This is a genomic window from Pseudomonas sp. MS646, assembly GCF_036693845.1.
Taxonomy (GTDB): Bacteria; Pseudomonadota; Gammaproteobacteria; order Pseudomonadales; family Pseudomonadaceae; genus Aquipseudomonas; species Aquipseudomonas chlororaphis_E.
The window spans coordinates 3,524,473-3,546,446 of the sequence record NZ_CP144763.1; the positions used below are offsets into that span (position 1 = coordinate 3,524,473).

Sequence of the window (21,974 nt, forward strand, 5' to 3'; positions counted from 1 at the left end):
AGTCATGTAGCCGGGGCAGCTTTGTGGCGAGGGAGCTTGCTCCCGCTGGGTTGCGCAGCAACCCCAAAAGCAGCGACTCAATCATCTCTCACACCGAGGTGCCAGGTTCGGGGTCGCTTCGCACCCCAGCGGGAGCAAGGCCCCTCGCCACAGCTCAAGCAAACCCTGAAGCTTTGAGCCCCCGCCTTTTTCCTGCCGATACAAGCTGTTACTGTACCTGCCATAACGCCCAAGCCGCCTGGATCGGATCTCAGACTTGATACGTCCCCTCCTCTTGCTCCTGATCAGCCTGGCCTTGAGTCCCTGCGCCAGCGCCACCATCAGCGAAAGCCATGGCTATGCGCAGTTCGGCACGCTCAAGTACCCGGCCAGATTCACCCACTTCGACTGGGTCAATCCGCAAGCGCCCAAGGGCGGTACCTTGCGGGTCATGGCATTCGGCACTTTCGATACACTCAACCCGTATACCTTCAAGGGCAGCAGTCCGGTTTCCACGCCTAATTTCCTGCAATACGGCATCAACGAGCTGAACGAACCGTTGATGGTCGGCACCGGCCAGTACGCGCCGTCCGGCGATGAGCCGACGTCCAGCTACGGTCTGATCGCCCAGTCGGTGGAGTACAGCGAAGACCGCAGCTGGGTGGTGTTCAACCTGCGACCCGAAGCGCGGTTCCATGACGGCGTGCCGATCACCGCCTACGACGTGGCCTTCTCCTACCGCACCTTGCTCAAGGACGGTCACCCGCAATACCGCACCAACCTGCAGGAAGTGCTACGGGTCGATATCCTCAACCCACTCAAGATCCGCTTTGTCTTCAAGCGCGCCGGCAACCCCCTGTTGATCCTGCGCCTGGGCGAACTGCCCGTGCTGCCCCAACATTACTGGAAAGGCCGCGACTTCAAGGCAACGACCTTCGAGCCGCCCCTGGGCAGCGGGCCATACCGCATCACCAAGGTGCAACCGGGCCGCCAACTGGTGTTCGAGCGGGTCAAGGATTACTGGGGCAAGGACCTGCCGGTCAATCGTGGCAAGTACAACGTCGACCGCATGGAGGTGGAGTTCTACCGCGACAGCGATGTCGCCTTCGAAGCCTTCAAGGCGGGTGAGTTCGACATCTACATCGAGCACCAGGCCAAGAACTGGGCCAACGGCTACGAGTTCCCGGCAGTCAGGCGCGGCGAAGTGATCAAGGCGCAGATCCCCCACCAGATCCCGACCCAGACCCAGGGCCTGTTCATGAACACCCGGCGCGCCACGTTTGCGCAGGTCAAGGTGCGTGAAGCGCTGGGGCTGATGTTCGATTTCGAGTGGACCAACCGCACGTTGTTCAGCAGCGCCTACAAGCGCACCCTCAGCTACTACCCCAACAGCGAATTTTCCGCCAGCGGCCTCCCTGTGGGCCATGAATGGCTGCTGCTCAAGCCCTACCGCGAACAACTGCCGCCGCGCCTGTTCACCGAACCTTTCAGCCTGCCCCAGACCGACGGTCGCGGCATTCCCCGGGAAACCCTGCGCAAGGCGCTGGGGCTCTTGAAAGAAGCCGGCTGGACGCTCAACGGCCAGCGACTGCTGGACGCCGACAGCCGCCCGCTGAGCTTCGAGATCCTGCTGGTGAACCCGAACCTGGAGCGCATCCTGCAACCTTACGTCGAGAACCTCGCCAGTATCGGCATCCAGGCCCGGTTGCGCACCGTGGACCGCGCCCAGTACAAGCAGCGCCTCGACCAGTTCGACTTCGACATGATCCTGCTGACCCTGAACCAGACCCTGAGCCCGGGCCTGGAACAATGGCAGTACTTCCATTCCAGCCAGGTCGGGGTCAAGGGCAGCAAGAACTACGCCGGGATCGCCGACCCGGTGGTCGACCATCTGCTGGAAAAGCTGCTGGCCGCCCAGACCCGGGACGAACAGGTCGCCGCCGGCAAGGCCCTGGACCGCGTGCTGCTCTGGCAGCACTACTGCATTCCCAACTGGTATCTCAACTATCATCGCCTGGCGTACCGCAACCGGTTCGCCTTCGTCACCACGCCGCCCTACACTCTGGGCCTGAGCGCCTGGTGGCTGAAGTCTTCGGAGAAAGATCAATGAAGCCTATACGTGCCCTGCTCCTGCATGCAGGCGGCCTGCTGTTCGCCGGGCTGGCCTGCGCCGCGCCGCAGCACGCCTTGACCCTGTACAACGAACCGCCGAAATACCCGGCCGACTTCAAGCATTTCGACTACGTCAACCCCGCCGCCCCCAAGGGCGGGATATTCCGCCAGGGCGGCTTCGGTGGCTTCGACAGCCTCAACCCGTTCATCAGCAAGGGTGTGCCGGCCGACGACATCGGCCTGATCTACGACACCCTGGCCAAACAGGGCCTGGATGAACCCTTCACCGAATACGGCTTGATCGCCGAGAAAATCGAACGGGCCCCGGACAACGCCTGGGTCCGCTTCTACCTGCGCCCCGAGGCCCGGTTCAACGACGGCCACCCGGTGCGCGCCGAAGACGTGGTGTTCAGCTTCCAGACCCTGACCAAGGACGGCGCCCCGATGTTTCGCGGCTACTACAACGACGTCGCCGAAGCCATCGCCGAAGACCCGCTCAAGGTCCTGTTCAAGTTCAAGCACACCAATAACCGTGAATTGCCGTTGATCCTCGGCCAACTGCCGGTATTGCCGAAACATTGGTGGGCCGATCGCGATTTCAACAAAGGCAACCTGGAGATTCCCCTCGGCAGCGGCCCCTACAAGGTCACCGAAGTGAAGGCCGGGCGCTCGATCCGCTATGAGCGAGTGAAGGACTACTGGGGCAAGGACCTGGCGGTCAACCGCGGTTTCTATAACTTCGACGTGCTGACCATCGACTATTACCGCGACAACACCGTGGCGGTCGAGGCCCTGAAGGCCGGGCAGTTCGACTTCTGGCTGGAGATGACCGCCAAGAACTGGGCCAACGCCTACAACATCCCGGCCGTCACCGAGGGGCGCCTGATCAAGGAACAGATTCCCAACGGCAACCCCACCGGCATGCAGGGTTTTGTCTTCAACCTGCGCCGGCCGGTGTTCCAGGATGTGCGGGTGCGCAAGGCCCTGAGCCTGTTGCTGGATTTCGAATGGACCAACAAGCAGCTGTTCAACGGCGCCTATGCCCGCACCCGCAGTTATTTCGAAAACTCGGAAATGGCCGCCACCGGCCTGCCCGATGAAGACGAACTGAAGATCCTCGAACCCCTGCGCGGCAAGATTCCCGAACAGGTCTTCACCGAAGCGTTCCAACCTTCGATGTGTGACGGCAGCGGCATGATCCGCGACCAGCAGCGCAACGCCTACCAACTGTTGCAGGAAGCCGGCTGGCGTATCGTCGACGACAAGATGGTCGATGCCCAGGGCAAACCGGTGGTGCTGGAGTTCCTGCTCGCCCAGACCGAGTTCGAACGGGTGCTGCTGCCGTTCAAGCGCAACCTGAGCGACCTGGGCATCGACCTGGTAATCCGCCGGGTGGACGTGTCCCAGTACATCAACCGCGTGCGCTCCCGGGACTTCGACCTGGTGGTGGGCAGTTTCCCGCAATCGAGCTCGCCGGGTAACGAACAGCGCGAATTCTGGATGTCGGCCGCCGCCGACAGGCCTGGCAGCCGCAATACCATGGGCCTCAAGGACCCGGCGGTCGACCAATTGGTGGAACAGTTGATCAACGCCGACTCGCGCAAGAGCCTGGTGGCCCATGCCCGGGCGCTGGACCGGGTGCTGCAATGGGGCTACTACGTGATCCCCAACTGGCACATCAAGACCTGGCGCGTGGCCTACTGGAACCACATCGGCCACCCGAAAGTGACACCGACCTATGACATCGGCACCACCACCTGGTGGGTCAAGCCCGACACCAAGCCTGCCGTGGAAGTAGAAAAACAAGTGATGGAACAACAGAACAACGCTGCTCCTGCGAGCGTGGAGTAACCCGATGCTGGCTTATACATTCAGGCGGCTGCTGCTGATCATCCCGACGCTGTTCGGCATCCTCTTGATCAACTTCGTCATCATCCAGGCCGCGCCTGGCGGGCCGGTCGAGCAGATGATCGCCAAGCTCGAAGGGTTCGAAGGCGCCACCAGTCGCATCGCCGGCGGCGGCGCCGAGGTGTCGGTGGCCGGGTCCAGCTATCGCGGCGCCCAGGGCCTGGACCCCAGCCTGGTCAAGGAAATCGAGCGGATGTACGGATTCGACAAGTCGGCTCCCGAGCGCCTGTGGATCATGATCAAGAACTACGCCCAGCTGGACTTCGGCGACAGTTTCTTCCGCGATGCCAAGGTCATCGACCTGATCAAGGAAAAGATGCCGGTGTCCATTTCCCTCGGGCTGTGGAGCACGCTGATCATGTACCTGGTGTCGATCCCGCTGGGGATCGCCAAGGCCACGCGGCACGGTAGCCATTTCGACGTCTGGACCAGCTCGGCGATCATCGTCGGCTACGCGATCCCCTCGTTCCTGTTCGCCATCCTGCTGATCGTGGTGTTTGCCGGCGGCAGTTACTTCGACTGGTTCCCGTTGCGCGGGTTGACCTCGAACAATTTCGAGACACTGACCCTGGGCGGCAAGATCCTCGACTACTTCTGGCACCTTGCCCTGCCGGTGACCGCCCTGGTGATCGGCAACTTCGCCACCATGACCCTGCTGACCAAGAACAGCTTCCTCGACGAAATCAACAAGCAATACGTCGTCACCGCCAAGGCCAAGGGCCTGACCCGCCGCCGGGTGCTCTACGGCCACGTGTTCCGCAATGCCATGCTGCTGGTGATCGCCGGCTTTCCTTCGGCCTTCATCGGGATCTTCTTCACCGGATCCTTGCTGGTGGAAGTGATCTTCTCCCTCGACGGCCTCGGCCTGATGAGCTTCGAGGCGGCCATCAACCGCGACTACCCGGTGGTCTTCGGCACCCTGTTCATCTTTACCCTGCTGGGGCTGGTGGTGAAACTGATCGGCGACCTGACCTATTCTTTTGTCGATCCGCGCATCGACTTCGAAAGTCGGGAGCATTGAGATGAACCTTTCCCCGCTCAATCGCCGCCGTTTCGAACTGTTCAAGGCCAACAAGCGTGGCTGGTGGTCGCTGTGGCTGTTCCTGGCGCTGTTCATACTTAGCCTGGGCGCCGAGCTGATCGCCAACGACAAGCCGCTGGTGGTGCATTACGACGACGGCTGGTACTTCCCGGCCCTCAAGCGCTACCCGGAAACCACCTTCGGCGGCGAGTTTCCGCTGGAAGCCAACTACAAGAGCCCGTATATCCGCGAACTGCTGGCCGCCAAGAACGCCTGGGTGCTGTGGGCACCGATTCCGTTCAGCTACCAGAGCATCAACTACGACCTGAAGGTCCCGGCACCGGCACCGCCCTCGGCCATGAACTGGCTGGGCACCGACGATCAGGGCCGCGACGTGCTGGCCCGGGTCATCTACGGCTTTCGTATCTCGGTGTTGTTCGCCCTGACCCTGACCGTGCTCAGTTCGATCATCGGCGTGATCGCCGGCGCCCTGCAGGGCTTCTACGGCGGCTGGGTCGACCTGGCTGGCCAGCGCTTCCTGGAAATCTGGTCCGGGCTGCCGGTGCTGTACCTGTTGATCATCCTGGCCAGCTTCGTGCAGCCGAATTTCTGGTGGCTGCTGGGGATCATGCTGCTGTTTTCCTGGATGAGCCTGGTGGACGTGGTGCGCGCCGAGTTCCTGCGCGGGCGCAACCTGGAATACGTGCGTGCCGCACGGGCATTGGGCATGCAGAACGGCGCGATCATGTTCCGCCACATCCTGCCCAATGCCATGGTTTCGACCATGACGTTCATGCCGTTCATCCTCACCGGCGCCATTGGCACCCTCACCGCCCTGGATTTCCTCGGTTTCGGCTTGCCCGCTGGCTCGCCGTCCCTGGGCGAACTGGTGGCCCAGGGTAAATCCAACCTCCAGGCCCCCTGGCTTGGGATCAGCGCGTTCGCCGTGCTGGCCCTGATGTTGAGCTTGCTGGTGTTCATCGGCGAATCCGCGCGCGATGCCTTCGATCCGAGGAAATGACATGAACACTGACAACCTGATCGAAGTCCGCGACCTGGCGGTGGAGTTCATTGTCGGCGAACGCCGCCAGCGCGTGGTCGAAGGCGTCAGCTTCGACATCCACCGCGGTGAAACCCTGGCGCTGGTGGGTGAAAGCGGCTCGGGCAAGTCGGTGACGGCCCACTCGATCCTGCGGTTGCTGCCCTACCCGCTGGCCCACCACCCCACCGGGACGATCCGCTACGCCGGGCAGGACCTGCTGGGCCTGAAGGAAAAGACCCTCCGCCACCTGCGCGGCAACCGCATCGCGATGATCTTCCAGGAACCGATGACCTCGCTGAACCCGCTGCACTGCATTGAAAAACAGATCAATGAAGTGCTCGGCATTCACAAGGGCCTGAGCGGCAAGGTCGCGACCCGGCGCACCCTGGAGCTGCTGGAGCTGGTCGGCATCCCCGAGCCGCACAAGCGACTCAAGGCCCTGCCCCATGAATTGTCCGGCGGCCAGCGCCAACGGGTGATGATCGCCATGGCCCTGGCCAACGAGCCGGAACTGCTGATCGCCGACGAGCCGACCACGGCCCTGGACGTCACCGTCCAGCTGAAAATCCTCGATCTGCTCAAGGATCTGCAGGCACGATTGGGCATGTCGTTGCTGCTGATCAGCCACGATTTGAACCTGGTGCGAAGAATTGCGCATCGCGTATGTGTCATGCAGCGCGGTTGCATCGTCGAACAGGCATCGTGCGAAGAATTGTTCCGCGCGCCGCAGCATCCGTACACTCGGGAACTGCTGGGTGCCGAACCCAGCGGCACCCCGGCGAACAACGTTGTCGGACCGCCGCTGTTGGAGGTCGAAGACCTGAAAGTCTGGTTCCCGGTCAAGAAAGGCCTGTTCAAGCGCACGGTAGACTACATCAAGGCCGTGGACGGTATCCGCTTCAGCCTGCCCCAGGGGCAGACCCTGGGCATCGTCGGCGAGAGCGGTTCGGGCAAGTCCACCCTGGGGTTGGCGATCTTGCGGTTGATCGCCAGCCAGGGCGGGATCCGGTTCGAAGGCAAACAGCTCGACAGCCTGTCGCAGCAGCAGGTAAGACCGCTGCGCCGGGAGATGCAAGTGGTGTTTCAGGACCCGTTCGGCAGCCTGAGCCCGCGGATGTGTGTCAGCCAGATTGTCGGTGAAGGCCTGCGGATCCACCGGATCGGCACCGAAGCCGAGCAGGAACAAGCGATAATCGCGGCATTGAAGGAGGTAGGCCTGGATCCGGACACCCGGCACCGCTACCCCCATGAATTTTCCGGAGGGCAGCGGCAGCGTATCGCCATTGCCCGGGCCCTGGTGCTCAAGCCGGCGTTGATCCTGCTGGATGAACCCACGTCGGCCCTGGACCGTACCGTGCAACGCCAGGTGGTGGAGCTGTTGCGGTCGTTGCAAACCAAGTACAACCTGACGTACCTGTTTATCAGCCATGATCTGGCTGTCGTCAAAGCGCTGAGCCACCAACTGATGGTGGTCAAGCATGGCCAAGTGGTCGAACACGGTGATGCCCGCAGCCTATTCGCTGCGCCGCAACACCCCTATACACAGCAGTTGCTGGAGGCCGCCTTCCTGGCCCCAACAACTGCCGAATAACCTGAAAGAGGAGCAACACATGGGTTTTCTCGCCGGTAAGCGCGTACTGATCGTCGGTGTCGCCAGCAAGCTGTCCATCGCATCCGGCATCGCCGCCGCCATGCATCGCGAGGGCGCTGAGCTTGCCTTCACTTATCAGAACGACAAACTCAAGGGTCGTGTCGAAGAGTTCGCGCAAGGCTGGGGTTCGAGCCCTGAGCTGTGCTTCCCGTGCGACGTGGCCAGCGATGAAGAAATCGCCAAGGTCTTCGAGCAACTGAGCCAGAAATGGGACGGCCTGGACTGCATCGTGCACTCCGTCGGCTTCGCACCGGGCGACCAACTGGACGGCGACTTCACCGAAGCCACCACCCGCGAAGGCTTCCGCATTGCCCACGACATCAGCGCCTACAGCTTCGTGGCCCTGGCCAAGGCCGGTCGCGAAATGATGAAAGGCCGCAACGGCAGCCTGCTGACCCTGTCGTACCTGGGCGCCGAGCGCACCATGCCGAACTACAACGTCATGGGCATGGCCAAGGCCTCCCTGGAAGCCGGCGTGCGTTACCTGGCCGGCTCCCTGGGCCCGGACGGCACCCGCGTCAACTGCGTCTCGGCCGGTCCGATCCGCACCCTCGCTGCCTCCGGCATCAAGAACTTCCGCAAGATGCTGGCCGCCAACGAAGCGCAAACCCCGCTGCGTCGCAACGTCACCATCGAAGAAGTCGGCAACGCCGGCGCCTTCCTGTGCTCCGACCTGGCGTCGGGCATCAGCGGTGAAATCATGTACGTGGACGGCGGCTTCAACACCACCGCCATGGGCAACATCGAAGAGTAATCTTCACCGCCCATGAAAACGCCGCGGCGCCTGCAAAGGCCCCGCGGCGTTTTTCATTGCGGCCCCAATGCAGCATGAACAAGTATCAAGGCTTTTCAGACAGAGCCTAGCGCCGATTCGCCTGTTTCTGGGTGTACATGGCAGCGTCCGCATCAGCCATCAGGCCCTCGATGCTGTGGTGGCGCTGCGGGTCGTATTCGATCTGGCCGACGCTGAAGCGAATGTCATAGCCCCGCCGCAACATCGCGTTGCGTTCATCGAGGATTTCCCTGAGGCGCGCCATGATCGCGGTAGTCTCGACATGGGACGAGCCGGTGAGCAAGGCCACGAACTCATCGCCGCCCAGGCGGCCGACCACATCACTTTCGCGAAACGCAATGCGCAGCACGTCGGCGAAGGTCTTCAACGCGGCGTCGCCCTCGGCGTGGCCGAATCGATCATTGATGGGTTTGAAGTCATTGAGGTCGAAAAACAGCAGCGTCGCCGGTCGGGACAAGCGCTCACACACGCCCAAGGCATGTTGGGCCAGGGTCATGAACCCGCGCCGATTGGACAGCAGCGTCAGTTCATCCATGCTCGCCATCTGCACGGCGATCATTTCCTGCTCGGCCATGCTCGCCAGGTCACGCAGCAGTTCACGCTCTTCTTCGTTGAGTGTGCGCGGACGGGTGTCGATCAGGCACAACGTCCCCAGTTTGCTGCCATCTTCCAGCCCCAGCGGGTGCCCAGCGTAGAAACGGATACCCGGCAGGCCCGTGACCAGGGGATTGTCGCGAAACCGCTCGTCCAGCTCCGCGTCGCTGATTTCCATGATGTGGTCCTGCAGGATCGCATGGCCACAGAACGACACCGACCGCGGCGTTTCCGTGGCGTCCAGGCCGGCGCTGGACTTGAACCACTGCCGGTTGGCATCCACCAGCGACACCAGCGCAATGGGCACATCGAACAGTCGCCGGGCAAGCCGGGTCAGGCGATCGAAGCGCTCCTCGGGCGCTGTATCAAGCAGTTTGAGCGACTGTAGATTCTTCACACGAACAGCTTCGTTGTCAGGTTTGCCTGGCTCGAGCATCGGGAACTCCATTGACGGAACTCCTCGAAGTCTAGACCAGACCCACGGTGCTTCCACCGTTGAAGCCGTGCGAGGTCGAATCGAGTGGGCATTTGCCTGCCAGCGCTTATACACTGCGACCCAGGTTCAACCGGAGCACATCGACCGATGAAGCACGCCACCCCTGACGCCGCCCCCCGCTTCTGGCGCGACGCGGCCCTGCCCTTCATCGAGGCCCGAGCCATCGCCGACGGGCGCAAGGTCTGCTATTCGCGCCACGCCCACGACCATTTCTCCATCGGCGCGATCACTGCCGGACGCAGCACTTACATTCACGAGCACTCGCACTTGCAGGTGGCAAGCGGCACGGTGGTGTTGATGAACCCCGGCGCCGTTCATGCCTGCAACCCGATCGACGACCAGCCTTGGTCATACCTCATGTTGTACGTGGACAGCCAATGGCTGCGGGACCTGCAACGGCGTATCGGCTTTGACCAGGGCCTGGAGTTCCAAGGCTTCGCCACCACCCACAGTCGCGACGTCGAGTTGTTTGCGGCGTTGCAGCGCCTGTATGGGCAACTGGTGGATGAACGGCTCGCCGCCCATCACAAGCACGCCGCCGCCGAAGCGTTCTTCACGGACCTGCAACAGCGCCTCAACCCGGCCGGTCGCCCGGACCGGGGCAGCCATCCGGGCTTGATGCGGGCGGCGCAATTCATTCATGACCACTGCACCGAAGCCCTGAAGCTGGAAGACATCTGCGCCGCCGCTCAGCTCTCGCCGTCCTACCTGAGCCGGGCGTTCAAGCGCCATTACGGGATGACGCCTCACGCGTTCCTGGTCAATCGACGGATCCAGTTCGCCCGCCGCCAGTTGCGCGAAGGCCGGCTGATCGCCGATGTGGCGCTGGACAGCGGCTTTGCCGACCAGGCGCATTTCCAACGGGCCTTCAAGCAACACCTGGCGGCCACGCCGGGCCAGTATCGCGGTTGATACTGCCCCACCACCTTGTTTGGACCAAAAACAGGTGGACCTCTGTGGCGAGGGAGCTTGCTCCCTCGCCACAACAGCATCCCGCCTCGAAAACACTTGTGCTCAAGGCAACAATAAATACACCGCACTGGCCACCAATAACACCGCCATCGCCCGGTTGAACAGGCGCAGGGTCGCCGGATTACCCAGCCAGGTGCGCAGAAAGCTCCCGGCATAGGCCCAACAGCCCACCGAGACGTAGCAGATCACCAGGTAGATCGCCGCGAACTGCCACACCAGCCGCGCCTCGCCGTCAGCCACGAACGCTCCCATCCCCGCGACGCAGGCCAGCCAGGCCTTGGGGTTGAGCCATTGCATCAGCGCGCCGTAGAACATTGAAGGCGCCCGACCCTCATCCGCCCCAGCCAGCTGCCCGTCGTCCATCGCCAGTTTCCAGGCCATGAACAATAGAAACCCGACGCCACCCAGTTGCACCACCCGGGTCAGTGCCGGCCAGCGTTGCAGCACTTCATGCAACCCCAGCCCCATCAACACCAGCAGCAGGACAAACCCCAGGGTCGCGCCGCCCACATGGCGCAAGGTGGCTCGAAAGCCATATCGGGCGCCGGAGCTGAGGGCCACGATATTCACCGGTCCCGGCGTGATGGAGGCCACCAGGGCAAACGCCGCCATGGATAGAATCAGAGTCATCGCATACCTTCTTCATGTCTGTGAGGTGGCGATCAGGGTAAAAGGCCCATGGCGGGGTGTATTGAAGAAAACTGCCTTGATCCGGCACAAAGAATTCACTGTCGATTTTGCGGTGGAGTCGTTGCGGACACGGTTCTATGCTCAACCCCATGAACCTACATGACTCGCTGCTCCCGCCCCACGCCGAAATGGTCCGCGCCATGCTCGAACGAGACACCGCCTACGAGGGGGTGTTCTTCACGGCGGTCAAGACCACTGGCATTTTCTGTCGCCCCAGTTGCACGGCGCGCAAGCCGAAGCCGGAAAACGTGGAGTTCTTCGCCCACGCCGACGAAGCCCTGTCCGCTGGCTACCGCGCCTGCCTGCGCTGCAAGCCGCTGGACGCCGCGGCCATCGCGCCGGACTGGATCCAGGCCCTGCTCAAGGCCGTGGACGCCGAACCAGACCTGCGCTGGACCGACGCCCTGCTGCTGGAGCAAGGCATCGAGCCGCTGAAACTGCGGCGCTGGTTCAAGCAGCATTTCGGCATGACCTTCCACGCCTACCTGCGTACCCGCCGCCTGGGGATCGCCCTGGGCGGGATCAAGGCCGGGGCGTCCATCGACCACGCGGCGTTCGATTCCGGCTACGAATCCTTGAGCGGCTTTCGCGATGCCTTCGTGAAATCCTTCCACATCACCCCAGGACGCGCCGCCCTCAGCGAACCCTTGCTGTTCACGCGCCTGACCACGCCGTTGGGACCGATGCTGGCCATGGCCGAACGGCGCGGCCTGGTGCTGCTGGAGTTCCTCGACCGCCCTGCCCTGACCAAGGAATTGGAAGAGCTGCAGCAGCGCTACGGCTACACGCTCGCACCGGGTCACAACGCCCACTTGCAGCAGATCGAAGGCGAACTGGCGGACTACTTCGCCGGCAAGCTCACGGCGTTCACCGTCCCGTTGCACATGCCCGGCAGCGCCTTCGCCGCCCGGGTATGGGCCGAACTGCTCAAGATCCCTTATGGCGAAACCCGCAGCTATGGCAGCATCGCCGCGGTGTTGGGCAGCCCCGGTGCCAGCCGGGCCGTGGGCCTGGCCAACGGGCAGAACCGCTTGGCCATCGTCGTCCCTTGCCATCGGGTGATCGGTGCGGACGGCGCGTTGACCGGCTATGGTGGTGGACAGCCGCGCAAAGCCTTTCTATTGCGGCTGGAACACGCCGCAACGCAAGTTTCATTGCCCCTGGCGTTTTGATCGACTTCACAAGAGCTGCCGATGCCCGTTCCCTACCATGACGCCAGCGTCTTCCTGGCCCAGCTCGACGAAGACTGGCAACGACACGTCGAAGCGACCGGCCCCTGCCTGTTGCAGCCGAGGCCAACCCGCGATCCCTACGAAGCGCTGGTGCGGGCGATTGCCTATCAGCAACTGCATGCCAAGGCCGGCGATGCGATTCACGGCCGCTTGCTGGCGTTGTTCCCGGGCCAGGCCTTCCCGACGCCCGAGCAATTGCTGGCCACCGACGTCGCGCAGATGCGCGGCTGCGGCTTTTCCGCCAGCAAGATCGCCACCATTCACGGCATCGCCCAGGCGGCGCTGGACGGAATCGTGCCGGATTACCCCACCGCGCTGGCCATGGACAACGAAGCGCTGATCGAACGCCTGGTCACCCTGCGTGGCGTCGGACGCTGGACCGTCGAGATGCTGTTGATCTACAGCCTGGAGCGCCCCGATATCCTACCGGTCGATGACTTTGGGGTTCGAGAGGGCTACCGACGGCTGAAAAGACTGGAACAACAACCCAGTCGCCGGCAGATGCTGGACATCGGCCAGGCCTGGAGCCCTTATCGGACGGTGGCGGCGTGGTACCTGTGGCGAATGCCGAAATAATGTTGGCTGCACCGACGTCTTCGCGAGCAAGCCCGCTCCCACACTGACCGAGAGCGGGCAGAAGACCCGACACAGATCCCCTGTGGGAGCGGGCTTGCTCGCGAAGGCGGTCTCATGGCCAGCCTCAACTCAACTGCCATGACACAGATTGTCTAGGCTGTACTGAGTCATTTCCAATCCCACTGGAGGCTCCCCATGCAGCTAGAAGGATCCTGCCACTGCGGCGCGGTGTCGTTCACCCTCGACAGTGCTCACCCCTACCCTTATCAGCGCTGTTACTGCTCAATCTGCCGCAAGACCCAGGGCGGTGGTGGTTTTGCGATCAACCTGGGTGGCGATGCGCGGACCTTGAAAGTGCGCGGGCGCAAGCACATCTCGGTCTACCACGCGCGGCTCAAGGACGAAGGCGATGAACGCGCCCACCGCAGCAGTGCCGAACGACATTTCTGTTCCTTGTGCGGTTCGGGGCTATGGCTGTTCAGCCCCGAATGGCCGGAGCTGATTCACCCCTTTGCCTCGGCCATCGACACACCGCTGCCGGTACCGCCGGAGCACACCCACCTGATGCTGGGTTCCAGGGCGCCGTGGGTGGAAGTCGAGGCGCATCCGGATGACCAGCTGTTCGAGGTTTATCCCGAGGAGTCCATTGCTCGGTGGCATGAGCGCCTGGGGCTGGTCACTTAGAAATGCAGTGCTGCATAAGGCCCCTTCGCGAGCAAGCTCGCTCCCACAGGGATTTGTGAACTTCCCAAGTCCAATGTGGGAGCGAGCTTGCTCGCGATGGCGTCAAGGCAAACAGCCCTATGCCGCAGGCACACCACTGTGGAAACGAAACTCCACATCCGGCGATTCGATCAGTTCCCGCTCGGCCTCGCGGACCTTGTCGATCACCTGGGCAATGTCCTTCGCGTCCCCGTACTGGTAGGCCAGTTTCAGATACCCCTGGAAATGCCGGGCCTCGCTTTTCAACAGGCCGAAATAGAACTTGCCCAGCTCTTCGTCCAGATGCGGCACCAACGCCTCGAAACGCTCGCAACTGCGCGCTTCGATGAAGGCGCCCACCACCAGGGTGTCCACCAGCTTGACCGGTTCATGGCTGCGCACCACCTTGCGCAACCCCGAGGCATAGCGCCCGGCCGAGAGTTGGCGCAAACCGATCTTGCGTTTTTTCATCAGGCGCATGACCTGCTCGTGATGCACCAACTCTTCCCGGGCCAGGCGCGACATCAGGTTGATCAGGTCGACGTGGGAATGGTACTTGGCGATCAGGCTCAGGGCGGTACTGGCGGCCTTGAACTCGCAGTTCTTGTGGTCGATCAGCAAGGTTTCCTGGTCGGCCAATGCCGCCTGGACCCAACCGTCGGGTGTACGGCAGCCAAGGAACTCGTGGATTTCGGGAAGGATCATGGGGCTCACGGACAAAGGTAATCGAGCGAAGGGCGCCGATTATACCGGCCCGCCTCAAGACCACCAGCCACGACTGTTGATATGCATCAAGTCGACGGTTGACCCACAGCAACTATAGTTGAGCAACGCCATGCCTTTTCATTGCAGGAGACGCCGATCATGCAAGCCATTCGCAGCATCCTGGTGGTCATCGAACCCGAACATGCGGAAAGCCTGGCGCTCAAGCGCGCCAAGTTGATCGCCGGCGTGACCCAGGCCCACCTGCATCTGTTGGTCTGCGACAAGCGGCATGACCATGCCGGCCTGCTGAGTGTGCTCAAAGCCGGGTTGGCGGCGGACGGCTACAGCGTGACGACCGAACAGGCCTGGAACGAAAGCCTTCATGAAACCATCATCGACGTGCAACAGGCCGAAGGTTGCGGCCTGGTGATCAAGCAGCACTTCCCCGACAGCCCGCTGAAGAAAGCCCTGCTCACCCCCGCCGACTGGAAACTGTTGCGCCATTGCCCGACTCCGGTGCTGCTGGTGAAAACCGCCGGCTCATGGAAGGACAAGGTGATCCTGGCCGCCGTTGACGTGGGCAATGCCGACGGCGAGCACCGCCACCTGCACACCACCATCATCGACCACGGCTACGACATCGCCGGCCTGGCCAAGGGGCACCTGCACGTCATCAGTGCCCACCCCTCGCCAATGCTCTCGGCGGCCGACCCGACCTTCCAGCTCAAGGAAACCATCGAGGCCCGTTATCGCGAACAATGCCGGGCGTTCCAGGCAGAATTCGACATCGACGACCAGCACCTGCACGTCGCCGAAGGCCCGGCGGACGTATTGATCCCGTTCATGGCCCACAAGCTGCAGGCGGCGGTGACGGTGATCGGCACCGTGGCCCGCTCCGGGCTGTCCGGGGCCCTGATTGGCAACACCGCCGAAGCGGTGCTCGATACGCTGGAAAGCGACGTGCTGGTGCTCAAGCCGCAGGAGGTGGAGGACCATCTGGTGGAGCTGGCGGTCAAGGATTGAAGCGAACCGATCTTGTGGCGAGGGGATTTATCCCCGCTGGGCCGCGAAGCGGCCCCAAATCAGGCAACCGAGCATGTCAGGTCGATCGTATCGACCACACTAGGGCTGCTTCGCAGCCCAACGGGGATAAATCCCCTCGCCACAGGTGTTTCTGCAGTTCCCAGGCGGCACATCACTGTCTCAACCGCCAAACGCATCCTTGAGAAACCCTGGCGCAATGTAGCGCTGGTAATGGGCTTCGGACAAAAGGAAAAACTCTCGATCGATGGCGTCCCGCAGGTCCGGCAGCTCCCAATCGCGGAACTCCGGCAGCAATACCATGCCGTAGGCTTCCAGATTATTGATGACCCGCGCGCCGCGGGCGATCAACTGATAGGCCCAGCAATACTCCGACTGGTGCGGCACGAAGCGGATCTTGCGATCTTCGAGCTGCCGGCGCAGCAGGCCGGGGTCGAACACCTCCAGCTTGGCCACCATCACCTGCACCAGCAACTGCTCCAGGCGCATCCACACCGCGCGCTTCTCGTCCTCGTTGTAGCCGTTCCAGTGGATCACTTCATGGTGGAACCGCTTGCAGCCCCGGCACACCAGGTCACCGTAGACAGTGGAGCAAAGGCCGACACAAGGGGTCTTGATGAGCTGGTTGGGCATAAGGAAAAACACACGCAAAAGCAGGACAGGCCGGCATGTTAGCCCTTTGTCTAAGATTGATCACCCCTCAAACTTCCCGCTCGAACTTACCTTTAATTTTTTTTTGCCGTAGAATCAGCCAGCCTTTTAAGGCGCCAATGTCCGTTAGAAGCTGTTTTCAAAGCGTCACGAGCACAGTCGTTCCTTCAGAGCGGTGTTGGCGGAGGGTCTTTCCAGCGGGGAAAGCCCAACGCCAACCCTCATCAGCTCCCCGTTCTGCAGGCGTAAAACTTTGAAAGCAGCTTCTGTGAGGAACCCCGGAAACTCTGGCGTGGTGGCCCAAAAAGCCCCCGACGCGCATGAGTACCGCGGGTTTCTGGATGAGCGTCCCGGACACCCATTTGGGACCACTGATGAGGGTAATAACTGTGCTTGAAGCCTACCGCAAACATATCGAAGAGCGCGCCGCACTGGGTATCGTTCCCCAGCCGCTTAACGCCGAACAAACCGCAGGCCTGATCGAGCTGCTGAAAAATCCTCCGGCGGGCGAAGAAGCTTTCCTCGTTGACCTGATCACCAATCGCGTTCCGCCTGGAGTCGACGAAGCCGCCTACGTCAAGGCCGGTTTCCTCTCCGCACTGGCCAAGGGCCAGGCCCAATCCCCCCTGCTGGACAAGAAGCGTGCCGTCGAGCTGCTCGGCACCATGCAGGGCGGCTACAACATCGTGACCCTGGTCGAGCTGCTGGACGACGCCGAACTGGCGCCAGTGGCCGCCGAAGAACTCAAGCACACCCTGCTGATGTTCGACGCCTTCCACGACGTGGCTGAAAAAGCCAAGAACGGCAACGTTCACGCCAAGGCCGTGCTGCAATCCTGGGCCGAAGGCGAGTGGTTCAAGAAGCGCCCGGTGCTGGCCGACAAGATCAGCCTGCGCGTGTTCAAGGTTCCTGGCGAAACCAACACCGACGACCTGTCCCCTGCCCCGGACGCCTGGTCGCGCCCTGATATCCCGCTGCACGCCCTGGCCATGCTGAAAATGGCCCGTGACGGCATCGTTCCGGACGAGCAAGGCAAGACCGGCCCGATGAAGCAGATCGAAGAAATGCGCGGCCAGGGCTTCCCGATCGCCTACGTCGGCGACGTGGTCGGCACCGGTTCCTCGCGTAAATCCGCCACCAACTCGGTGCTGTGGTTCTTCGGCGACGACATCCCGTACGTACCGAACAAGCGTGCCGGTGGTTTCTGCTTCGGCAGCAAGATCGCCCCGATCTTCTACAACACCATGGAAGACGCCGGCGCCCTGCCGATCGAATTCGACGTGTCGAACATGAACATGGGCGACGTGATCGACCTGTACCCGCATGCCGGCAAGGTCTGCAAGCACGGTACCGACGAAGTCATCACCACGTTCGAAATGAAGACCCCGGTCCTGCTCGACGAAGTGCGTGCCGGCGGCCGTATCCCGCTGATCATCGGCCGTGGCCTGACCGAGAAGGCGCGCGCCGAGCTGGGCCTGCCACCGTTCGACCTGTTCAAGAAGCCTGAAGCACCTGCCGAAAGCACCAAGGGCTTCACCCTGGCGCAGAAGATGGTCGGCAAGGCTTGCGGCGTAGCCGGTGTGCGTCCTGGCACCTACTGCGAACCGAAGATGACCACCGTGGGCTCCCAGGACACCACCGGTCCGATGACCCGTGACGAGCTGAAAGACCTGGCCTGCCTGGGCTTCTCCGCTGACCTGGTGATGCAGTCCTTCTGCCACACCGCGGCGTATCCGAAGCCGATCGACGTGACCACCCACCACACCCTGCCTGACTTCATCATGACCCGCGGCGGCGTTTCCCTGCGTCCGGGCGACGGCATCATCCACTCGTGGCTGAACCGCATGCTGCTGCCAGACACCGTGGGCACCGGTGGTGACTCGCACACCCGCTTCCCGATGGGCATCTCGTTCCCGGCCGGTTCTGGCCTGGTGGCGTTTGCCGCAGCCACCGGCGTCATGCCGCTGGACATGCCGGAATCGATCCTGGTGCGCTTCAAAGGCAAGATGAAGCCTGGCATCACCCTGCGTGACCTGGTTCATGCCATTCCTTACTTCGCCATCCAGAAAGGCCTGCTGACAGTCGAGAAGAAAGGCAAGAAAAACGCCTTCTCCGGCCGCATCCTGGAAATCGAAGGCCTGGAAAACCTGACCCTGGAACAGGCTTTCGAGCTGTCCGACGCCTCGGCCGAACGTTCCGCCGCCGGTTGCACCATCAAGCTGTCGAAAGAGTCGATCACCGAGTACCTGCAGTCCAACATCACCCTGCTGCGCTGGATGATCGGCGAAGGCTACGGCGATGCCCGGACCCTGGAGCGTCGTGCACAAGCGATGGAAGCCTGGATCGCCAACCCAGAGCTGATGGAAGCCGATGCCGACGCCGAATACGCCGAAGTCATCGAAATCGACCTGGCCGACATCAGCGAGCCTGTGCTCTGCGCGCCGAACGACCCGGACGACGCCCGTCTGCTCTCCAGCGTTGCTGGCGAGAAGATCGACGAAGTGTTCATCGGTTCGTGCATGACCAACATCGGTCACTTCCGCGCCGCCGGCAAGCTGCTGGATCAGGTCAAGGGCCAGCTGCCAACCCGCCTGTGGTTGTCGCCGCCGACCAAGATGGACGCTCACCAGCTGACCGAAGAAGGCTACTACGGCATCTACGGCAAGGCCGGTGCACGGATGGAAATGCCAGGTTGCTCGCTGTGCATGGGTAACCAGGCACGCGTGGAGCCGAACTCCACCGTGGTGTCGACGTCGACCCGTAACTTCCCGAACCGTCTGGGCGACGGCGCGAACGTCTACCTGGCTTCGGCCGAGCTGGCGTCCGTGGCTTCGATCCTGGGTCGCCTGCCGACCGTCGAGGAGTACCTGGAATACGCCGGCAAGATCGACAGCATGGCAGCGGACGTGTACCGCTACCTGAGCTTCGACCAGATCGCCGAGTTCCGTGAAGCGGCTGCAAACGCCAACATCCCGGTCGTTCAAGCCTAAGGCTTAGACGCTCGACTGAAACGCCGCCCTTCTTGCGAGGGGCGGCGTTTTTTTATGCCTGTAGATTGGTGCCAGCCGAACCATCGCCTTCGCGGGCAAGCCCGCTCCCACAGGGATGGAGGTGAACCTGACTCCCATCAACACCACAGAACCACTGTGGGAGCGGGCTTGCCCGCGAAGGCGTCAGCTCAGCCAACATCTTCGTGCCTGATCCAACGCTTTCGCGAGCAAGCTCGCTCCCACAAGGTGAGGGTTGCAGGTCAGGCGGCGAGGGAGTAGACCAGCGCGGTGATCGCCACCAGGCCTACCAGCACCACAAAGACATTCGACGCCTGGCCACGATAACGGGCCATGGCCGGGACTTTGCGGATGGCGTACATCGGCATCAGGAACAGGATGGCCGCGATCACCGGGCCGCCCAGGGTCTCGATCATGCCCAGGATGCTCGGGTTGAGCGTGGCGACGATCCAGCACACCACCAGCATGAACGCGGCCGTGAGGCGGTCCAGGGTCTTGGGAGCGGGACGACGGCCGCTCTTGACGATCAGCCCCTTGAGGCCTTCGCTCGCACCGATGTAGTGCCCGAGGAACGACTTGGAGATGGCCACGAACGCAATCAACGGCGCCGCAAAGGCAATGGTCGGATTACTGAAGTGGTTGGCCAGGTACGACAGGATCGACAGGTTCTGCGCCTTGGCCTCGGCCAGTTGCGCCGGGGACAGGGTCAACACGCAACTGAACACGAAGAACAGCACCATCACCACCATCAACACATGGGCACGCGACAGGATCTGCGCGCTGCGCGCTTGGGCATTGGCGCCGTAACGGCGCTTCTGGTCCACCGCAAACGCCGAGATGATCGGCGAATGGTTGAACGAAAACACCATCACCGGGATCGCCAGCCACAAGGTGTGCAGCAGCGCGGAAGGCTCAGGCACCGTCGACGCGGTACTCAGGATGCCACCATTCCAGTGCGGGACCAGGAACACCGCCAGGAACAGCAGCGCCACGATGAACGGGTAGACCATCAGGCTCATCGCCTTGACGATCACCTGCTCGCCGCAACGCACCACCGCCAGCAGGCCGAGGATCAGCACCAGCGAGAGTACCGCCCGGGGAGGCGGCTGAATGTGCAGTTGATGCTCCAGGAAGCTGCCCACGGTATTGGTCAGCGCCACGCTGTAGATCAGCAGGATCGGGAAAATCGCGAAGAAGTACAGCAGCGTGATCAGCGCACCGGCCTTGATGCCGAAATGCTCTTCCACCACCTCGGTGATGTCGGCGCCATCACGACCGGACAGCACGAAGCGGGTCAACCCACGGTGGGCATAGAACGTCATGGGGAATGCCAGCAGGGCCAGGATCAGCAGCGGCCAGAAACCGCCGAGGCCCGCATTGATCGGTAAAAACAGCGTGCCCGCACCGATGGCGGTGCCAAACAGCCCGAGCATCCAGGTCGTGTCCTGGCGACTCCATTGATCGAGAGTGGCTGGGGCTATCGTTTCAAAGCGCTCTTCGACGCTATTGGCCTGATCATTCATCCGGTCGGATCTCCGCGTTCCGGTCACATGCACCCGGCCAAGACGAGTCGGAAAACCCCGACAGGCAGCGCCCTGGCCGAAACAGGGGCGCGATTGTCCGGGATTAGCGAGCAGAAGCAAAGGCTTAGCTGAGGAGTGGTTGCCCATCACAACAAAAATGCCGGGGCACGCGCTGGCCAGGCTATCGCCGCTTTACACCAGCTCCTACACTCAGGACAAAATGCAACCTGTGGGAGCGAGCCTGCTCGCTCCCACGCTGATTGAGCCCGCCCGATCGCGCCAAAGCCCAAAGGAGCACAGCATGCCCGTCACCGTCCTGGTACTGGTTGAAACCGTCAATGAATACCTGCCGATCCTCGAGCGCCAGGGCTATCACCTGGAACTGGCGCCGACGCCGGCCGAGCGCAAGGCCGCGATTTTCGAACATGGCGAACGGTTCAACGCGGTGCTGACCCGTGGTCCCCTGGGCTTGACGGCGGAGGAAATGGCCGCCCTGCCCAACCTGCAGATCATCTGCGTGATCGGCGCCGGCTACGAGCAGGTCGACCTGCAGGCAGCGCGCAGCCGCGGCATCGTGGTGACCAACGGCGCCGGGGTCAACGCCTCCTCGGTGGCCGACCATGCCATGGCACTGCTGCTGGCGTTGGTGCGCGACATCCCCCGGGCCGACGCCAGCGTGCGCCGGGGCGAGTGGTCCAAGGTCATGCGCCCGTCCCTGGCCGGCAAGCGACTGGGCGTGCTCGGGCTGGGCGCCGTGGGCATGGCGATTGCCAAACGGGCCGCCCTCGGCTTCGACATGAGCGTCAGCTACCACAATCGCCGGATGCGCAACGACGTGCCCTATACCTTCTGCGCCACGCCGACGGAACTGGCACGGGCTTCGGATTTCCTGGTCGTCGCCACGCCCGGCGGCCTGGATACGCGCCAGTTGATCAACAAGCAGGCCCTCGATGCCCTGGGCCCGAACGGTTTTCTGGTGAACATCGCCCGGGCCAGCGTGGTTGCCACCGCCGAACTGATCAGCGCGCTTGAACACCGGCGGATTGCCGGGGCGGCCCTGGATGTGTTCGATCACGAGCCCGAAGTGCCGGATGCGCTGAAAAGCCTGCCCAATGTGGTCCTGACTCCCCATGTGGCCGGCCTGTCACCGGAAGCGACCCGTGGCACGGTCGAGTTGGTCGGCCAGAACCTGGACGCATTCTTTTCAGGCAAACCGGTGTTGACCCCGGTCCCGCTGCCCGAGTCCTACAGCTGATCGTGGCAGGGGCGCTCGCGCCC

General features: G+C 62.6%; 18 protein-coding genes. 13 read left to right on the plus strand and 5 right to left on the minus strand.

Annotation, left to right across the window (positions count from 1 at the left end):
* Positions 1–259: 259 nt before the first annotated feature.
* The 6 genes from V3H56_RS15405 to fabI are packed head-to-tail and all read left to right on the plus strand — an operon-like array spanning position 260 to position 8,467.
* Positions 260–2,089 (plus strand): extracellular solute-binding protein, encoded by a 1,830-nt coding sequence (locus tag V3H56_RS15405; RefSeq protein WP_161796105.1) that lies wholly within the window; start codon positions 260–262, stop codon positions 2,087–2,089.
* Positions 2,086–3,942, plus strand: a complete 1,857-nt coding sequence (locus V3H56_RS15410) for an extracellular solute-binding protein (protein WP_338473560.1) — start codon at positions 2,086–2,088, stop codon at positions 3,940–3,942. The genes V3H56_RS15405 and V3H56_RS15410 overlap by 4 nt, the downstream gene beginning before the upstream one ends.
* Positions 3,943–3,946: 4 nt before the next feature.
* The gene (locus tag V3H56_RS15415) at positions 3,947–5,020 is read left to right on the plus strand and encodes a microcin C ABC transporter permease YejB (protein ID WP_042729169.1); all 1,074 of its coding nucleotides are present in this window, start codon (positions 3,947–3,949) and stop codon (positions 5,018–5,020) included.
* 1 nt (position 5,021) lies between these two features.
* The gene (locus V3H56_RS15420; RefSeq protein ID WP_042729170.1) at positions 5,022–6,041 is read left to right on the plus strand and encodes an ABC transporter permease; all 1,020 of its coding nucleotides are present in this window, start codon (positions 5,022–5,024) and stop codon (positions 6,039–6,041) included.
* 1 nt (position 6,042) lies between these two features.
* Entirely contained in the window at positions 6,043–7,653 is a 1,611-nt protein-coding gene (locus V3H56_RS15425) for an ABC transporter ATP-binding protein (protein WP_042729171.1), read from the plus strand.
* A gap of 19 nt (positions 7,654–7,672) precedes the next feature.
* Positions 7,673–8,467, plus strand: a complete 795-nt coding sequence (fabI, locus tag V3H56_RS15430) for an enoyl-ACP reductase FabI (protein WP_042729172.1) — start codon at positions 7,673–7,675, stop codon at positions 8,465–8,467.
* 106 nt (positions 8,468–8,573) lie between these two features.
* Here fabI and V3H56_RS15435 read toward each other — a convergent pair whose 3' ends face one another.
* The gene (locus V3H56_RS15435; RefSeq protein ID WP_338473561.1) at positions 8,574–9,536 is read right to left on the minus strand and encodes a sensor domain-containing diguanylate cyclase; all 963 of its coding nucleotides are present in this window, start codon (positions 9,534–9,536) and stop codon (positions 8,574–8,576) included.
* Between the two features lie 147 nt (positions 9,537–9,683).
* On the opposite strand from V3H56_RS15435, the gene V3H56_RS15440 reads away from it, so the two are divergent.
* Entirely contained in the window at positions 9,684–10,508 is an 825-nt protein-coding gene (locus V3H56_RS15440) for an AraC family transcriptional regulator (protein WP_042729173.1), read from the plus strand.
* A 102-nt stretch (positions 10,509–10,610) separates the two neighbouring features.
* Here V3H56_RS15440 and V3H56_RS15445 read toward each other — a convergent pair whose 3' ends face one another.
* Positions 10,611–11,198 (minus strand): LysE family translocator, encoded by a 588-nt coding sequence (locus V3H56_RS15445; RefSeq protein ID WP_047738822.1) that lies wholly within the window; start codon positions 11,196–11,198, stop codon positions 10,611–10,613.
* A 149-nt stretch (positions 11,199–11,347) separates the two neighbouring features.
* Here V3H56_RS15445 and V3H56_RS15450 point away from each other — a divergent pair, with 149 nt between their 5' ends.
* From V3H56_RS15450 to V3H56_RS15460, 3 genes are all read left to right on the plus strand, one after another.
* Positions 11,348–12,430, plus strand: coding sequence for a trifunctional transcriptional activator/DNA repair protein Ada/methylated-DNA--[protein]-cysteine S-methyltransferase (locus V3H56_RS15450; protein ID WP_042729175.1), 1,083 nt, complete (start codon positions 11,348–11,350; stop codon positions 12,428–12,430).
* Positions 12,431–12,451: 21 nt separating this feature from the next.
* A complete protein-coding gene (locus V3H56_RS15455) occupies positions 12,452–13,066 on the plus strand; it encodes a DNA-3-methyladenine glycosylase (RefSeq protein WP_042729176.1) in 615 nt (204 codons plus the stop codon).
* A gap of 195 nt (positions 13,067–13,261) precedes the next feature.
* Positions 13,262–13,750: a GFA family protein gene (locus V3H56_RS15460; protein WP_047738824.1), complete on the plus strand. Its 489-nt coding sequence runs from the start codon at positions 13,262–13,264 to the stop codon at positions 13,748–13,750.
* A 117-nt stretch (positions 13,751–13,867) separates the two neighbouring features.
* Here the strand turns inward: V3H56_RS15460 and miaE are convergent, their stop codons facing one another.
* A complete protein-coding gene (gene miaE, locus V3H56_RS15465) occupies positions 13,868–14,473 on the minus strand; it encodes a tRNA isopentenyl-2-thiomethyl-A-37 hydroxylase MiaE (protein ID WP_047738826.1) in 606 nt (201 codons plus the stop codon).
* Positions 14,474–14,632: 159 nt separating this feature from the next.
* On the opposite strand from miaE, the gene V3H56_RS15470 reads away from it, so the two are divergent.
* Positions 14,633–15,496 carry a universal stress protein gene (locus V3H56_RS15470; protein ID WP_053145369.1) on the plus strand — a complete coding sequence of 288 codons (864 nt, stop codon included), beginning with the start codon at positions 14,633–14,635 and terminating at the stop codon, positions 15,494–15,496.
* A 180-nt stretch (positions 15,497–15,676) separates the two neighbouring features.
* Here the strand turns inward: V3H56_RS15470 and V3H56_RS15475 are convergent, their stop codons facing one another.
* Complete coding sequence (locus V3H56_RS15475) at positions 15,677–16,147, minus strand: DUF1289 domain-containing protein (RefSeq protein WP_042729180.1); 471 nt, start codon at positions 16,145–16,147, stop codon at positions 15,677–15,679.
* 407 nt (positions 16,148–16,554) lie between these two features.
* Between V3H56_RS15475 and acnB the strand changes: the two genes are divergently transcribed.
* Positions 16,555–19,155, plus strand: coding sequence for a bifunctional aconitate hydratase 2/2-methylisocitrate dehydratase (gene acnB, locus V3H56_RS15480; RefSeq protein ID WP_042729181.1), 2,601 nt, complete (start codon positions 16,555–16,557; stop codon positions 19,153–19,155).
* Positions 19,156–19,415: 260 nt separating this feature from the next.
* Here acnB and V3H56_RS15485 read toward each other — a convergent pair whose 3' ends face one another.
* Positions 19,416–20,696 (minus strand): serine/threonine transporter, encoded by a 1,281-nt coding sequence (locus tag V3H56_RS15485; protein WP_042729182.1) that lies wholly within the window; start codon positions 20,694–20,696, stop codon positions 19,416–19,418.
* Positions 20,697–20,997: 301 nt separating this feature from the next.
* Between V3H56_RS15485 and V3H56_RS15490 the strand changes: the two genes are divergently transcribed.
* Positions 20,998–21,951 carry a 2-hydroxyacid dehydrogenase gene (locus V3H56_RS15490; protein WP_042729183.1) on the plus strand — a complete coding sequence of 318 codons (954 nt, stop codon included), beginning with the start codon at positions 20,998–21,000 and terminating at the stop codon, positions 21,949–21,951.
* The last annotated feature ends 23 nt before the right edge of the window (positions 21,952–21,974 follow it).